This window comes from Microbacterium nymphoidis (assembly GCF_021044885.1).
GTDB classification, from domain to species: Bacteria; Actinomycetota; Actinomycetes; order Actinomycetales; family Microbacteriaceae; genus Microbacterium; species Microbacterium nymphoidis.
The window spans coordinates 1720505-1736600 of record NZ_JAJNOD010000001.1; the positions used below are offsets into that span (position 1 = coordinate 1720505).

Consider the following 16096-nt stretch of genomic DNA (forward strand, 5'->3'; position numbering starts at 1 on the left):
TCGTCTCGCTACGCGGTCGCCGACCGATCGTGGCGAGACGACGTGCGCCGGGAACCGAGCAGGACGGCGGCACCGAGCACAGCGCATAGCGGCCGGTAGGCACGCGCGTCGAGTCGGCGGAAGCGCGGATCCGCCGGCCCCATGCCCAGCACCCGCAGCGCGACCTCGCCGCCGAGAACCGCGCGTGTGAGCAACCCCAGGCCGATCAGCCGGCGCCCCGACACGATGAGGCGAGACTCGCCGAGCGCGCCCGCCGTCACCACTCCTCCGACGAGCGCAACCGCCCCCACCACCGCGGTGGGCCCGGGCGCCGGCATCGCGCGGGCGTTTCCCACGGTGGCTGAGGCGAGGCGAGCGCGGTTCTTCGCGGGCCAGTTCAATCCGGCCGACCAGCAGAGGTGAAGCACTCCCACACCGGCCAACCCGATCCCGCTGATGACCCGCGCGGCACCCCGGACGAAACCCATGCTCTGAGCCTAGGCGCAGGAGAGCACGCGTTGCGGTTGCCCCAAGACCGTGTGAAAATTACTCCCACGATCACGGGATGATCTGAAAAAGATTAACCAGTCCTCATCTACGGAGTTGCAATGACGCCCCCATCGATCCCCACCATGAACCGCCGCGGGTTCCTCACACTGGCCACCGCGGGTGCCGCCGGCGCTCTCTTCAGCGTCGCGATCGGTCCGCTGTCCGTCGCCCACGCGGATGACTCCACGAGCGCCGGCGTGACGCCCGGCACCACCGTCCGCAAGCGCGAGCTGCGCGCGATGTGGATCGCCTCCGTCGTCAACATCAACTGGCCATCGCGCACGGGATTGTCGGCCGACGAGCTCAAGGCCGAGCTCATCGGGTGGCTGGATCTCGCTGTCTCCTACCGCCTCAACGCGGTCTTCATCCAGGTGCGGCCCACCGCCGACGCGTTCTGGCCGAGTCCTCTCGAACCCTGGTCGAAGTACCTGACCGGCACGCAGGGCGGTGACCCCGGATTCGATCCGCTCGCCTTCATGGTGGAGGAGGCGCACGCCCGCAACCTCGAACTGCACACCTGGTACAACCCGTACCGCGTGGCCATGGACACCAATCGCGATGCCCTGGTGCCGGAGCACCCCGCGCGGGTGCACCCCGAATGGGTGTGGGCGTTCGGCGGCAAGCTCTACTTCGACCCGGGCCTGCCGGAGGTGCAGGAGCACATCTACGCCGCCATCCTGGATTCCGTCGCCAAGTACGACATCGACGGCGTTCACTTCGATGACTACTTCTACCCCTACCCGGTGGCCGGTCAGACCATCCCGGATGCGGCGACCTTCGCTGCTCACGGTGGCGGATTCACCGATATCGGCGATTGGCGCCGCCACAACGTCGACACCTTCGTCCGCACCATCAGCGAGCGGATCAAGCAGACCAAGCCCTGGGTGAAGTTCGGGATCTCGCCGTTCGGCATCTGGCGCAACCGCGCGACCGACCCGCTCGGCTCGGACACCAACGGCTCCCAGTCGTACGACGGGCAGTTCGCCGACAGCCGCAAGTGGGTGCTGGAGGGATGGCTCGACTACATCAACCCGCAGATCTACTGGCAGATCGGCCTCGCCGTCGCCGACTACGCGAAGCTCGCGCCCTGGTGGGCGGATGTGGCGAAGGCGTCGAACACGCAGCTGTACATCGGCGAAGCGGTCTACAAGGTCACCAGCGGAGCGTTCACCGACCCTGCCGAGCTCAGCAACCACCTCGCGCTGGATGCCCAGCTGACCGCGAGCGGCCGGCCGGTGCATGGCAACGTCTACTACTCGTCCGGCGATGTCCGCACCAACGCCCTGGGCGCCATGACCCGCGTTCGCGAGGACCACTACGCCCACCCCGCGATCATCCCGACGATGCCGCACCTACCCGCGGTCGCCGTCCGCCAGCCGGTGCTGTCCCGTGCCGCCGCCTCCGCCGGCGGCGTGGAGCTGCAGTGGCAGGACACCGGTCCCGCTCGCACCAAGGCCACCTCCTTCGCGATCTACCGCGTCGCCGGATCGGTGCGTTCGATCGACACGGATGACGCGCGCAACCTGATCGCCACCGTGCGCACCCAGGGCGGGACCGTCCAGCGCTGGGTCGACGCCACGGCCATCGCCGGAACCACGTACACCTACGTGGTGACGGCGCTCGATCGCCTGTGGAACGAGTCCGCCGCCAGCAAGCCCCGCACCACCGGGAACTGAACGCACAAAGTCGCCGGGGGCGCCCGTGATCGCTAACATCGAGAATGGGCGCCCCTGGCGCACTGCTGTTCGTGGGGAGCAGCGGGGAGGGAAGTTCTCAATGGCGAAGACACCTGGCGGCACGCGTACCCGAGGGCGCGCCCGCATCATCGTGACCCGGACGCTGTGGATACTACTGGCGGCCGTCGTCGCGATCATCGTGGTGGCGGGGGTGCTGATCAGCTGGACCATCCAGCGCTCATTCCCGCAGGTGCGCGGTGAGGTGCAGCTGTCCGGGCTGTCGGCCGAGGTCACCGTGCAACGCGACGCGGCCGGCGTGCCGACGATCACCGCCGACACCACCGACGACCTCTTCTTCGCCGAGGGGTTCGTGCACGCGCAGGACCGCTTCTGGGAGATGGACTTCCGCCGGCACACCACATCCGGGCGCCTGTCGGAGCTCTTCGGCGAATCGCAGGTGGACACCGACAAGTTCCTGCGCACACTGGGCTGGCACGAGATCGCGGAGCAGGAGGTGGCGGCGCTCGATGACACCACCCGCAGCTACTACGAGTCGTACGCGAAGGGCGTGAACGCGTACCTGGCAAAGCACCACGGTGCAGACGTGTCGCTCGAGTACGCGGTGCTGGGCCTGCAGAACCCGGACTATGAGATCGAGCCGTGGACGGCGGCGGATTCCGTGGCCTGGCTCAAGGCCATGGCGTGGGATCTGCGCACCAACATCGAGGATGAGACCGATCGCGCCATCCTTGCGCAGGACTTCACGCCCGAGCAGATCGCCGAGCTCTACCCCGCCTACCCGTTCGATCAGAACCCCACGATCGTGCCGCCGCTGCCCGAGCAGAAGAGCACCGGTGCCGTTCGCGTGCCGTCGGTGTCGGACACCGGCATCGAGTGGAGCGAGGTCGGCACAGTCATCGAAGCCGCCGACGCGCTGCTGGGCGACCCGGGCGAGGGGATCGGATCCAACTCCTGGGTGGTCGCAGGCGAGTTCACCGACACCGGTCTTCCGCTGCTCGCCAACGACCCGCACCTCGGCGCGGCGCTCCCCAGCGTCTGGTACCAGGTGCAGCTGCGGTGCTCCACCGTGTCGGAGGAATGCCCGTTCGATGTGGGCGGGTTCAGTTTCTCCGGGCTTCCCGGTGTGGTGATCGGCCACAACGCCCAGGTGGCGTGGGGTTTCACGAACCTGACCACCGACGTCGCCGATCTCTACATCGAACGGCTGCAGGGCGATCAGTACTGGCGCGACGGCGCACTGGTTCCGATCACCGAGAAGCAGGACGTCATCACGGTCGCCGGCGGCGCCGATGTGCCGCTGACGATCCGCTCCACGGTGCACGGCCCGATCCTCTCCGGCCTCACCGGCGACTTCACCTCCATCGCGGAGCATGCCGACATCGCGGGAGCCCCCGCCGGTGACGCATACGCCGTCAGCCTGCGATGGACAGCCCTTCAGCCGGGCAACACCGCGAAGGCGATCTTCGTGCTGAACACCGCGAAGGACTTCGACGATTTCCGCGCGGCAGCATCGGTCTTCGACGTTCCCGGCCAGAACCTCATCTACGCCGACAAGGAGAACACGATCGGCTACCAGGCTCCGGGGCTGCAGCCCATCCGCGGGGCCGGTGACGGATCCGTGCCCGCTCCGGGCTGGGACAGCTCCTACGACTGGACCGGCTACATCCCCTTCGATGAGATGCCGATGGTGAAGAACCCTGCGCAGGGCTTCATCGTGACCGCGAACAACGCCATCGTGGATGACAGCTACCCGTACTTCCTCAGCCAGGACTGGGACCACGGCTACCGGGCAGCGCGGATCACCGAGCTGATCACCCAGACGCTCGCCGAAGGCAAGATGGACGCGAGCCGGATGCAGGAGATCCAGAACGACAAGCAGTTCTGGCTCGGCCCGCAGCTGGCATCCGCCATCGCCGACCTGCCGATCGACCGGAAGGGCCCGCAGGCGGCGGTTGCGCTCCTGGGCGAGTGGGACGCACAGAACTCGATCGACTCCCCCGCTGCGGCATACGCGAACGTGCTGTGGGACACCCTCGGAACGGCGCTCTTCCGGGATCACGAACCGGCCCCCGCGCCGGTGAGCGGTCAGGGCCGGATGTTCCAGGTGGTCTCGACGCTGCTGGAGCAGCCCGACTCACCCTGGTGGGTGGACCCGGTCTCCGGGGCCACCGGCCGGGACGCCGTGCTCACGGCCGTGGCGAACCGCGCTTACGACCGACTCGCCGCGTTGCAGGGTGAGGACGTCACGAAGTGGAACTGGGGCTCGCTGCACGCCATCACGCTGACCAGCGCGACGTTCGGGAAGTCGGGCATCGCTCCCATCGAATGGCTCTTCAACCGCGGCCCGTACGCCGTTGGCGGCGGCTCGTCCGTTGTGGACGCGACGGGGTGGAACCTCGGTTCCAGCTTCGCCACCACGTCGGTGCCGTCGATGCGGATGGTGCTGGACGTCTCGGACTTCGACAAATCCACGTGGATCCACCTCACGGGCGCGAGCGGCCACGCCTTCCATCCCAACTACGTGGATCAGACACCGGACTGGTCGGTGGGCGTACAGCGCCCCTGGGCCTTCAGCTCCGACGCCGTCGCCGCGGCCGCGACGGACACCCTCATCCTGCGGCCCTGATCCGGCGAGACTTCCCCGCGTGGGCGAGAGACAGCGCGTTGTTGGCGGTTCTCGCCCACGGACGGGCGTCTCAGGGGACGGGGCGGTGCTGAGAGCGCTCCAGTGCGCGGGAACGGTAGCCGAAGATGATCCACAGCAGCCCACCGGCCACCAGGAACGCACCGCCGATCGAGGCGATGAAGATGGCGATCCCGTCGGCCCGTGTCGCATTCAGGAGCACGATGCCCAGCGCCAGGAGGACAGCGCCCGCGATGGTCAGCCACATGCCCATTCGCGTTGCGATGCGAAGCGAGCGCTCGACGCCGTAGATCGGCTCCACCTCGCCGTTCTTGGCGACGTACTGCGACCAACGCGCTCCCGTCCACCACCGTGTGCGGCCGGGCTGATCGCCGGGATACCAGCCTGCGCCGGCGGCCTCGGCCTCGCCCGGCAGAGGGCGAACAGCATCGAGCACGATTGCGGCGTCCACGGGTCGCGGTGCCCGTTCCCGCTTGCGAGCCCGCAGCGCGCCATAGAGCCAGAACGCGCCGAGCACCAGGAACAGGCCGCCGCTCGCGATGAACCCGCGGTTGCTGATCGCCAGCGATGTCTGCATCATCCCGACGATCAGGTAGAGGATCGCGAGGATCAGGCCCTGCGACGAGCGCTGCGAGCCGGTGATCCGATCGGGCTTGGGAACGCCGTCACGCAGCGAATAGCCCGACCAGATCGTGCCGGTGTGCCAGCGCACCTCGCCGGTGCTCGGCATCCGGTACCAGCCCGGGATGATCCTCATATCCGGTGCTGCGGTGCCGGTCGCTGATATCGGGCCTGCCCCGAACCCAGGTGCCGGCGACCCGAGAGGCGCCGGCGGTGCCGGTGTCGTTCGCACGTGCTCCGTCCACCCCGCACCGTCCCACCACCGCTGGAGTCCCGGCTGCTCAGCGTCGTACCATCCTGGCTGCGCGCTCATTCTTCCCCCTGTCGTCTTCTCCATCGTGCCGCGAGAGCTCTCTCTGCGGGCGAGACTCGGCGCGTTGCGGTGATTCTCACCCGCAGATGGACGTCTCGTGTCAGTCGTCGTTGTCCGAGGACTGCGCGTCGGCGAGCTCGTCCACCAGAAGCGAGTCCTGGTCGAGAGTGCGGTTGCGATAGGCCTGACGCCCGATGATGTGCGCGGACAGCGGAGCGGTGGCGAACTGCATCAGCACGATCGCCACGAGCATCCCGACCGCCGGCCAGGACCGCACGGAGATGCCCACGGCCAGCGCGATGAGCACGAGGCCCAGCACCTGCGGCTTGGTGGCGGCGTGCAAGCGGGTGGGCACATCGCGAAAGCGCAGCAGACCGATGGCGGCCACCAGACACAGCAGCGCTCCGATCAGGATCAGGACGAGAGCGGCGGTGTCCCAGAGAATGTCCCAGCTCACGGCTTCTCCCTCCGGGCGACGAATCGCGCGACGGCGATCGAGCCGAACACCCCGACGGCGGCGACGATCAGCAACACCGGCAGGTTGCGGGTGTGGTGGTTGATGGCCATCTCCGCACCCAGCACGCACAGCACCTCGGTGAGCAGCACGTCCGACGCGACGGCACGGTCGAGGATGGAGGGTCCGCGCACGATGCGCACGAGCGTCAGCAGCGCCGCGATGCCGAACACCACAATGATCACGATCAGCAGGGGATTCATGCCTTCGCCTCCGCTCGTCGCAATGCGTCCATCTGGTCTCGGGAGCCCACCGCACGGACGATGCGCCGCTCCCACCTGCGCACTTCGGCCTTCGCTTTGCGCAGGCTCTCCTCATCGTCGATGTCCAGCACGTGCAGGTACAGGATGCGGTTGGTGCGATCGGTCTGTACCACCAGGGAGCCGGGGATCAGGGAGGCCGTGACGCCCACGTGGGTCATGATGAGGTCGTCGTCCGTCTCCAGCTGGACGCCGATGATCGCGGTGCCCGGATAGCGGCGCGGGTTCAGCACCTGCAGCGTCACATGGAGCGAACCCGCCACCACGGCCACGCTGAAGGTCACGGCCAGCACCGCGAGGTACCAGACGTTCACGCGCCCGGACAGTTCGACCGGCGGCAGCAGGAAGATGCGCGTGACGACGAAGGCCACGATGACGCCGCTCACCAGTGAGAACGCGGAGAACTCTCCCCACAGCAGCATCCACACCACGATCAGCCAGACGAAGAACGGCAGCTGCCGCCAGAGTGATTGGCCGAACGTGCGACGGGTCTCCGGACTCATGAGGGCACCTCCTCCTCGAGCTGCGAGAGCGTGACGGGTGTGGTGAGTGCCGATCCGATCCGATCGCACAGCTCGAAGAGGGGACCGGCGAACACCGTCAGCGCGATGGTGACGGCGACCAGTCCCGCGGTCGCCGCGGTCATGATCCGGGAGTTCGCGCGCTGTTCGGACGCGTCGTCGGCCGCGGGTGCGTCGCCCAGGTGCCGGATGCGCGGCTCGATCTCGGCCGCGTCGTCTTCTTCGCGCCAGAACGCGAGGTTCCAGGCGCGCATCAGCGCGTACAGCGTGAGGAGGGAGGTGATCACGCCGGCGGCGATCATCACCCACATCAGCGGTGTGCCCACGTCCGCTGCGGCGACGAACAGGGCGTACTTGCCGATGAACCCCGAGAACGGCGGGATGCCACCGAGGTTGATCGCCGGGAGGAAGTAGAGGACGGCCAGCAGTGGAGCGGCCGTCATGAGGCCCCGCACGCGCAGGATCGAGGTGGACCCGGCCCGCCGCTCGATCAGCCCCACCGCGAGGAACAGCGTCGTCTGCACGATGATGTGGTGCACGGTGTAGTAGACCGTCGCGCCGTAGCCCGCCGAGGTTCCGATCGCGATACCCAGCACCATGTAACCCACGTGGCTGACGAGCGTGAACGACAGGATGCGCTTGAGCTCCGCCTGCGCGACGGCGCCGAGCACTCCGACCACCATCGTGGCCACCGCCACGACGCCCAGCACCAGGGACATGTCATTGTCGGGGAAGAGCTGGGTCTCTGTGCGGATCAGCGCGTACACGCCGACTTTCGTGAGCAGGCCGGCGAACACGGCCGTCACCGGCGCGGGCGCAGTCGGATACGAGTCCGGCAGCCAGAACGACATGGGGAACACGGCGGCCTTGATGCCGAACGCCACCAGCAGCATCACGTGCAGCACGGTCTGCGTCTCCTGCGGCAGCGTGGCCAGGCGCTCGCCGAGCTGCGCGAGGTTCACCGTACCCACGGCGCCGTAGATCATCGCGATCGCGGCGAGGAAGAGGATGGACGACACCAGCGAGACCACGATGTAGACCACGCCGGTGCGGATGCGCGCCGCCGTGCCGCCGAGTGTGATGAGGACGAACGAGGCCACGAGCAGGATCTCGAAGCCGACGTACATGTTGAACAGATCGCCGGCGATGAACGCGTCGAAGATGCCGGCGCCGAGGATCAGATACGACGGGAAGAAGATCGACACCGGGGTGTCCTCATCCCGATCCGCCGCACCCTGTCCGACGGAGAACAGGAGGACGGCGAGCAGCACGACCGCGGAGACGGCTACGAGCAGCGCCGAGAGCCGGTCGACGTAGAGCACGATGCCGAACGGCACCGGCCAGCCGCCGACGGATACCGCAAGCGGCATATCTCCCTGGTCGACGATGATGAGCATCGCAGCGGCCACCAGGAAGACCGCGGACAGCGTGATGACGGAGACCAGGATCTGCGTACGTCGCTGGCGACCGAACACCAGCGTGAGGGCAGCGCCCAGCAGCGGCAGGATCACCACCATCGGGACGAGCGCGTGAGCGGTCATGCGTTCCCCTCCCGCGAGTCGTCGTCATCGGCCTTCGTGACGGGAACGGGCCGGTCGACCGGCGCGTCCTCGTCGATTCCGGGCACGTCCCAGCTGTGCAGGATGGTGATGGGCGATGTGTCGACGCCCACGAAGTCGGTGGTGGCGTCGTCGGCGCTGAGGTCGGCGTCGTCGTGGATGACGTCTTCCTCCGCGTCCGAGCGCTCGCGCACCGCAAGGTCCTCCTCGTCGTCCTCGACGGTGTCGGCCTGCCCCAGCTGCCACGAGCGGTAGATCAGGGCGAGGAGGAACGCGCTCACCGCGAACGTGATCACGATGGCGGTGAGGGTGAGCGCCTGGGGCAGCGGATCGCTGATGTCGTCCGCGCTGGCGGGGTTGTCGGGATCGTAGAAGGCGGAGATCCCGGGCGCTCCCATCACGATGAGCAACAGCAGATTGATCGCGTTGCCCAGCAGCAGGAAGCCGATGAGCACGCGGGTGAGGCTGCGCTCGAGCATCGCGTAGACGCCCGCCGCGGCCAGCACGGCCATGACGATGATGAGCACTCCGGATACGGTCATGCGATCACCACGTCATCAGCCGGGTCGTCGTTCTCGTGCAGCTGCCTGTCGACTTCCGCGCCGAGGCTGCGCAGCACGTCCAGCACCAGGCCGATGACCACGAGGTACACACCGAGGTCGAAGATGGTGGACGAGCCGAACTCGATGTGCCCGAGGAAGCCGGCATCCACACTCCAGAACGATGAGGTCAGTGCCGCCTGGCCGAACAGCATGGGAATCAGCGCCGACCCCACCGCGAGAAGCATGCCCACGCCTAGGAGTCGTCCCGCATCGGTCGGAGCGGCGGCGCCGAGCTCGTACCGGCCACCGGCGATGTAGCGCATCACGAGCGCCATTCCTGCGACCAGACCGCCCGCGAAGCCGCCGCCGGGGAGGTTGTGCCCGGCGAAGAGCAGATACACCGAGACCACGATGATCGTGTGGAAGAGCAGCCGGACGATCACCTCGAGCATGATCGAGCGGGACCGGGGGTCCATCGTGGAACCGCCCACCAGCCAGGCGCGCGGCGCGAGAGCGTTGCTCGGATTCTGCACGGCGATGCTGCCGGTGGTGGTCTCGACGAACGGGCGGAGCCTGGCTTTGCGGTTGCGCGCCTTGGGCACGGCGCGCACCTGCGAGAGCAGATCGGTGCGGTTGGTGACGAACACGAGCGACGCCACACCGGTGGCCGCCAGCACCAGCACCGACAGCTCCCCCATGGTGTCCCAGCCGCGCAGGTCGACCAGCGCCACATTGACCACGTTCTTGCCGTGGCCGAGTTCGTAGGCGAGCGCGGGGAAGTCGTCGGAGACGGGCCGCAGACTCCGGGCGTCGGTGGCCACCACCACGATGAACGCCAGGGTCAGACCCACGGCGGCACCGATGATGGCGCGGGTGACCGGCCAGACGCTGGCGTGGCGATCACCCATCCGGGCCGGGATACGGCGGAGCACCAGGGTGAAGGTGACGAGGGTCACGGTCTCCACGAGCACCTGGGTGAGTGCGAGGTCCGGGGCACCCATCGTGGCGAACAGCACAACCATCCCGAGGCCGGTGACGGAGACCAGGACCACGCCGGTGTAGCGCTTGCGGGCGCGCACCGCCACGATGCCGGCGATGATCATCACCGGGGCGAGGACGAGCTGGACGGGATGCTGCCAGGCATCGATCGCACCGCGCCACGATGGCGACGCGAGCAGCGCGGGGATCTCGGCGCCGACGAAGACCACGAAGATGGTGCCGACGTAGATGGGAAGCGAACCCCGCTGGAAGAGTGCGGTGACCAGCACGGAGAGCCGGTCGACGGCGTGCTGGGTGCCGACATACGCATCGACGCCCGTGAACGGCAGCAGGTGCGGACGACGATCCCAGGTGGCGGCCCGGCTCCACCAGAACACCAGCGCACCGATCACGATCGCGCCGATGGTGATGAACAGTGGAGCCTCGAATCCGTGCCACAGGGACAGATGCGCGTCATATGCCGGTTCGGGAATACCGCTCGACGAGCGCGGCGCCGTGTCCGCGTAGAGCGCCAGGGGGTGATCGAGCAGAGGCGCGACGAGGCCGGCCACGAGGCTCAGCGTGGCCAGGATCGCCGGGGCCAGCACGAAGCCGAAGGGCGGCCGCGGCCAGGAGATCGTGGGCACGGCCACGCCTGACTCATCACGCTTGCTCCAGAACGCGCCCCAGACGAAGCGGATGCCGTAGGCCACGGTGAGCGCCGAACCCACCGCGAGGCCGACCAGGCCGATCCATCCCCACACCGATCCGCCGAACGCCTCATCCCAGAAGGCGGCGAGCGCGCCCTCCTTGCCCGCGAAGCCGATCGTGGGCGGAAGTCCTGCCATACAGGCCACCGCGATGATCGACACCGTCGCGAGGGCGGGCGCTTGACGACCGAGACCGGAGAGCTCGTAGACGTCGCGGGTGGACAGCTGGCGGTCGATCACGCCCACCACCAGGAAGAGGGCCGACTTGAAGAGCGCATGCCCGATGAGCAGCGCCATTCCGGCCAGCGCCGCGTCGCGCGTGCCGTAGCCGAGGATCGCGGTCAGCATGCCGAGCTGGCTCACCGTGCCGAAGGCCAGGATGCGCTTGAGGTCCGTCTCCCGCAGCGCTTGCGCACCGCCGAGCAGCATCGTGACGATGCCGAGGATCACGACGACCGGCCGCCACGGCATCACGTCCGCGAACGCCGGGGCGAAGCGGGCGAGCAGGTAAATGCCGGCCTTGACCATCGCCGCAGCGTGCAGATAGGCGCTGACCGGCGTGGGGGCGGCCATGGCTCCCGGAAGCCAGAAGTGGAAGGGGAAGATCGCCGATTTGCTGAGCGCGCCCACGAGGATGAGCGTGAGTGCGAGGCCCAGCCAGGCGTTCTGGGGCGGATCCGACAGGATCGCCGTGATGCTGGTGGTGCCGGACTGGACGACCAGCATCACCGCGCCGACGAACATCACCAGTCCGCCGAGTGTCGTCACCAGAAGCGCCTGCAGTGCCGCACGGCGACTGGCGGAGCGGCTGTGGTAGTAGCCGATGAGCAGGTAGGAGAGCACGCTCGTGGTCTCCCAGAACATCACCAGAACGATCAGATCGTCGGTGAGGACCAGCCCGTACATCGCACCGGCGAAGGCCAGCAGAACCGCGCCGAACAGGCCCAGGCCCCGCGCTTCCTTTCCCGCGAAGTACCACCGGCAGTAGAGCAGCACCAGCGCGCCGACGCCGGTCACGATCAGCGCCATGATCCAGCCGAGCAGATCCATGCGCATCGAGAGCGAGATGCCGAGTTCCGGAATCCAGGTCAGGCTCTCGTCCACCTCGCCGCCCGCGAGCACGGACGGTCCCTGCGCGGCGGCGTGGACGAACGCGGCAGCGGACAGCGCCGCTCCGATGAGAAAGCCATCAGAACGCCAGCGCTTCATCACCGCGGGCAGGATCAACGGAACCACCGCGAACGCGGTGAGAAGAAGCAGCATGGGCGACCTCCGGACTCGTCGGTCGGCAGTACGTCGACACAGGCGGGCGGGGTACGACCATTTTACAGGCTGGCTGCCTGTCTCCGGCGAAAAAACCAGGATCGCGGTAAAAGACGGACACGATGGCCCGCCGCAGATCGTCACCTCGGGCGGAGCACGCGGCCTCCTCCGGCACTTCTCCACATGGTGGATGCACAACTAAATGAGGACCCTCACATACACGTACGATCCGATCGACGATTCGCCCGAGTCGTCGCAGCCGTGTGGGGACGCGGCTATTTTCACAACCCTGGGGAAAGGTCACAGCAGTGGCTCACATGCGACTTGTCGCGCGCCCGAGACGGCATCTCGGCGCCGCACTCGGCATCGTTCTGGCGCTGGCCGCCGGGACGATCGTCAACATCAACAATCCCACGTCCGCGGCAGCGGAGACGGCGCCGGTGGCAGCGGGCGATCCGTCTCCCGCGACGGTTTCCGCCGATCCGCTGCCCACCGTCCAGATCAACGGCGTCGTCTGGTCGCAGACCGTCGTCGGCGACTGGGTGTACGCCGGCGGGCAGTTCACGCAGGCGCGGCCCGCCGGTGCGGCACGAGGGGTCGATGAGACCCCGCGTCAGAACTTCCTGCGCTACAACCTCCAGACCGGTGAGATGGATCCCAACTTCAACCTGCCGGTCAACGGGGCGGTCTACGCGACGGAGCTGTCGCCCGACGGGAAGACGCTCTACGTCGGCGGCGCGTTCACGCAGATCGGCGGCCAGCAGCGCTACCGTCTCGCCGCCATCGACACCGCGACCGGCGCCGTGAACGCCCTCAACGTGGGCACGAACGCGGCGGTGTACGGGATCGCAGCCACGGACGACACGGTGTACCTGGCCGGCGGATTCAGCACGCTGAACAATGTGGCCCGCACCCGGGTCGGCGCGGTCAGCGCCACCACCGGCAAGGTCCTGCCCTTCCAGGCCACCCTCACGGGGAACGGGATCGCGCGCAGCGTGGTCGTCTCCCCCGACCGGTCCAAGGTCGTCGTCGCCGGAAGCTTCGAGCGCACGAACGGCTCGACCAACCCGGGTCGTGGCATCGCCGCCCTCGACGCCACGACCGGAGCGCTGCGTCCGTGGGCGATGAACTCGATCATCTACAACGCGGGATCGTCCGACGGCTTCATGGGCCTCGCGTCCGACGATCGCGGCGTGTACGGATCCTCGTACCAGTTCGCCACCGGCGCGGGCAGCGAGGGCACCTTCTACGCCAGCTGGGATGACGGATCCATGATCACGATGGAGGACTGCCACGGCGACTCCTACGACGTGGCGCTCTTCCGGGGCCTGATGTACAAGGCCACCCACCAGCACTCCTGCGACACCGTGCCCACCGGCTACCTGCGCACGAGCCCCGAGACCTTCTTCCACGCGTTCGCCTGGGACATGCGCCCCACCGAGGCAACCCTCACCAAGTCGCGGTACGGGTACAAGAGCTTCCCGGGTCAGCCGGCCGCGAAGCTGATGCACTTCAACCCCGCCTTCACGATCGGCACGTACACCGGTCAGCGCCAGGCCACCTGGACGGTCACCGGCGGGGGCGACTACGTCATCTACGGCGGCGAGTTCCTCGCCGTGAACAACACGCCGCAGCAGGGCATCGTCCGATTCGGAACCCGCGAGGTCGCACCGAACAAACAGGGTCCCGTGCTCACCGATCCGGCATCGTTCGCCCTCAAGGCGAGCAGCCCCAAGCGGGGACAGGTGCTGCTCACCTGGACGGGGAACTTCGACCCGGACGACGCCGAGCTCACCTACACCGTCACGCGCAAGGGCGTCGCAGCCCCCGTCTACACGACGAAGGCGACCTCGACGCGCTGGAACCGGCCGCAGCTGACCTTCCGTGATGTGGGCCTCACCCCGGGCACGGCGTACGAATACCGGATCACCGCCACGGACCCGTACGGCAACAGCGCCCAGAGCTCGTGGGTGAAGATGACCGCCACGACCTCGGCGGGAAGCAACGTCGCCCCCAAGGCCGCGTTCACGTCCTCCGTGACCGACGGGCTCGTCTCCGTGGACGGCACGACGTCGGTCGATCCCGACGGCGGCATCGTCAAGTACTCGTGGGACTTCGGCAACGGCCTGACGGGTGAGGGCGCCAAGGTCGACTACCGCTACGCCGCGGCAGGCAGCTACCCGGTGAGCCTGACCGTGACGGACGACTCCGGCGCCACGAACAAGGTGACGCAGACCGTCACCGTCGACGAGACGGGCATCATCGCGGAGAACGTGGTGGCCGCAGACGCCTTCGAGCGTACGACCACCGCGGCCTGGGGTGCCGCCGACACCGGCGGTGCCTGGGCGACGGCAAACGGCAGCACGTCGTTCGATGTGGACGGCAAGGCCGCCACGATGACGCTCGCCGCAGCGCAGACGCGCACCGGGCTGCTGAAGTCGGTGTCCGCCGCCGACACCATCTCCACGGTGCGTGTGTCGCTGCCCGCGGCACCCGTCGGCGGAGTGGTGAGCGCGACGGTCCTCGGACGCGTGGTCAACGGCATGAACTACTCCGCGCGCGTGCGGTTCGAGCCAGGCGGAACAGTGCGTCTGTACCTGCTGCAGGGCGAGACTCCGCTGGGCGGCAAGAGCGTCGTGCTGACCGACTACAAGCCGGGAACCGACGTCTTCGTCTCCGTGAGCGTCCGGGGCTCTTCGCCCACAGAACTGGGGGCCAAGATGTGGTACGCGTCGACCGTGGAGCCGGTGACGTGGCAGATCGCCGCGATCGACTCGACGAACGAGCTGCAGACTCCCGGGGCCGTCGGGCTGATGGGCTCGGTGAGCTCGCTGTCCACCGTGCCGCGATCGGTGATCCGGTTCGACGACTACTCCGTGACCGACGGCAAGCCGCTGGTCGTGCCCGGTCAGAACAACCCGCCGGTCGCCGCCTTCACCGCCACCACCACTGGCCTGGACGTGGCGTTCGATGCGAGCGAGTCCTCCGACGTCGAGGGCCCGATCGTGAAGTACTCCTGGGACTTCGGCGACGGTCAGTGGGGCGAGGACGATGAGGGCGTCACCAGGACCGCCATCACCTACGCCGCCGAGGGGCAGTACACCGTCAAGCTCACGGTGACGGACAACACCGGCGCGACCTCGGAGACTTCGCAGGTGGTCTCCGTCACCGCACTGCCGCCGGGCGACGTGCTGGGACAGGACTCCTTCGCACGCTCGGAGGCCGGACAGTGGGGCACCGCGGCGACCGGCGGGGTGTGGCAGACGCTGGGCGGTGATTCGGCCTTCGCCGTAGCCAACGGCATCGGTGGCACCATGACCGTCGCCCCGTCCTGGACGCGTTCGGCGCTGCTGTCCGCTGTGCAGACCGATTCGGTCGTGGTGTCGACGGCATTCCGTGCCGACGCCGTTCCGGCCGGCACGGGCGCGGTCGCCCTGACCGTGGTCGGGCGGCAGACGGATACGGGCGCCTACCAGGCACGCGTGCGGATCGAGCCGAACGGCACAGCTCGCCTTTACATCCTCCGGGACGAGGCGGCGCTGGGCGGAGCAAGCTACGTGCTGCCGGGGAAGTACAACCCCGGGACGCTGATCCACGCTTCCGTCATGGTCACCGGAACGGGCACCACGACGGTGTCGGCGAAGGCGTGGATCGATGGCACGACGGAACCGACCAGATGGCAGCTGACGGGAACCGACAAGACGGACGGTTTCCAGAAGGCGGGCTCGGTGGGCCTGCGCGCCTCGATGTCGTCGACCATCACCAGTCCGCAGGTGATGTTCACCGTCACGGACTTCATCGCCCAGGCACGCGCCGCCGCGCGCTGATCCCGGATACACCGCAGACGCCCCGTCGAGCCCAGCTCGGCGGGGCGTCTGCGATATGCAAGCCGCCGCGAGCCCACCGACACACACCAACACCACAGCGGCAACCGCATGCGTCCCGG

Annotated in this window: 11 protein-coding genes and 1 pseudogene; 3 read left to right on the forward strand and 9 right to left on the reverse strand. The window is 68.1% G+C overall.

All coding sequences use genetic code 11. The features are described 5' to 3' along the window. Positions 1 to 8 precede the first annotated feature (8 nt). Positions 9 to 467, reverse strand: coding sequence for a DUF3995 domain-containing protein (locus tag LQ566_RS07995; RefSeq protein WP_231091084.1), 459 nt, complete (start codon positions 465 to 467; stop codon positions 9 to 11). Positions 468 to 587: 120 nt separating this feature from the next. Between LQ566_RS07995 and LQ566_RS08000 the strand changes: the two genes are divergently transcribed. Together LQ566_RS08000 and LQ566_RS08005 are read left to right on the forward strand one after the other, a co-directional pair. Next, positions 588 to 2204: a glycoside hydrolase family 10-like protein gene (locus tag LQ566_RS08000; RefSeq protein WP_231091085.1), complete on the forward strand. Its 1617-nt coding sequence runs from the start codon at positions 588 to 590 to the stop codon at positions 2202 to 2204. A gap of 100 nt (positions 2205 to 2304) precedes the next feature. Continuing rightward, positions 2305 to 4851, forward strand: coding sequence for a penicillin acylase family protein (locus LQ566_RS08005; RefSeq protein WP_231091086.1), 2547 nt, complete (start codon positions 2305 to 2307; stop codon positions 4849 to 4851). 70 nt (positions 4852 to 4921) lie between these two features. Here the strand turns inward: LQ566_RS08005 and LQ566_RS08010 are convergent, their stop codons facing one another. The 8 genes and pseudogenes from LQ566_RS08010 to LQ566_RS08040 all read right to left on the reverse strand — a co-directional run bounded on the left by LQ566_RS08010 (position 4922) and on the right by LQ566_RS08040 (position 12150). Continuing rightward, positions 4922 to 5626 carry a DUF2510 domain-containing protein gene (locus tag LQ566_RS08010; RefSeq protein WP_231091087.1) on the reverse strand — a complete coding sequence of 235 codons (705 nt, stop codon included), beginning with the start codon at positions 5624 to 5626 and terminating at the stop codon, positions 4922 to 4924. A gap of 81 nt (positions 5627 to 5707) precedes the next feature. Beyond that, positions 5708 to 5827, reverse strand: a pseudogene (locus LQ566_RS17770) (DUF2510 domain-containing protein); the annotation flags it as partial. 76 nt (positions 5828 to 5903) lie between these two features. After that, complete coding sequence (gene mnhG / locus LQ566_RS08015) at positions 5904 to 6260, reverse strand: monovalent cation/H(+) antiporter subunit G (RefSeq protein ID WP_231091088.1); 357 nt, start codon at positions 6258 to 6260, stop codon at positions 5904 to 5906. After that, a complete protein-coding gene (locus LQ566_RS08020) occupies positions 6257 to 6520 on the reverse strand; it encodes an MrpF/PhaF family protein (RefSeq protein ID WP_231091089.1) in 264 nt (87 codons plus the stop codon). The genes mnhG and LQ566_RS08020 overlap by 4 nt, the downstream gene beginning before the upstream one ends. Beyond that, positions 6517 to 7080 (reverse strand): Na+/H+ antiporter subunit E, encoded by a 564-nt coding sequence (locus LQ566_RS08025; protein ID WP_231091090.1) that lies wholly within the window; start codon positions 7078 to 7080, stop codon positions 6517 to 6519. The genes LQ566_RS08020 and LQ566_RS08025 overlap by 4 nt, the downstream gene beginning before the upstream one ends. Beyond that, positions 7077 to 8639 carry a Na+/H+ antiporter subunit D gene (locus LQ566_RS08030; RefSeq protein WP_231091091.1) on the reverse strand — a complete coding sequence of 521 codons (1563 nt, stop codon included), beginning with the start codon at positions 8637 to 8639 and terminating at the stop codon, positions 7077 to 7079. Before LQ566_RS08030 ends, LQ566_RS08025 begins: the two co-directional genes overlap by 4 nt. Beyond that, the gene (locus tag LQ566_RS08035) at positions 8636 to 9199 is read right to left on the reverse strand and encodes a Na(+)/H(+) antiporter subunit C (RefSeq protein WP_231091092.1); all 564 of its coding nucleotides are present in this window, start codon (positions 9197 to 9199) and stop codon (positions 8636 to 8638) included. Before LQ566_RS08035 ends, LQ566_RS08030 begins: the two co-directional genes overlap by 4 nt. Next, positions 9196 to 12150 (reverse strand): Na+/H+ antiporter subunit A, encoded by a 2955-nt coding sequence (locus LQ566_RS08040; protein WP_231091093.1) that lies wholly within the window; start codon positions 12148 to 12150, stop codon positions 9196 to 9198. Before LQ566_RS08040 ends, LQ566_RS08035 begins: the two co-directional genes overlap by 4 nt. Positions 12151 to 12467: 317 nt before the next feature. Between LQ566_RS08040 and LQ566_RS08045 the strand changes: the two genes are divergently transcribed. Beyond that, on the forward strand, positions 12468 to 15977 hold the full coding sequence (locus LQ566_RS08045) for a PKD domain-containing protein (RefSeq protein WP_231091094.1): 3510 nt from the start codon (positions 12468 to 12470) through the stop codon (positions 15975 to 15977). Positions 15978 to 16096: the final 119 nt, after the last annotated feature.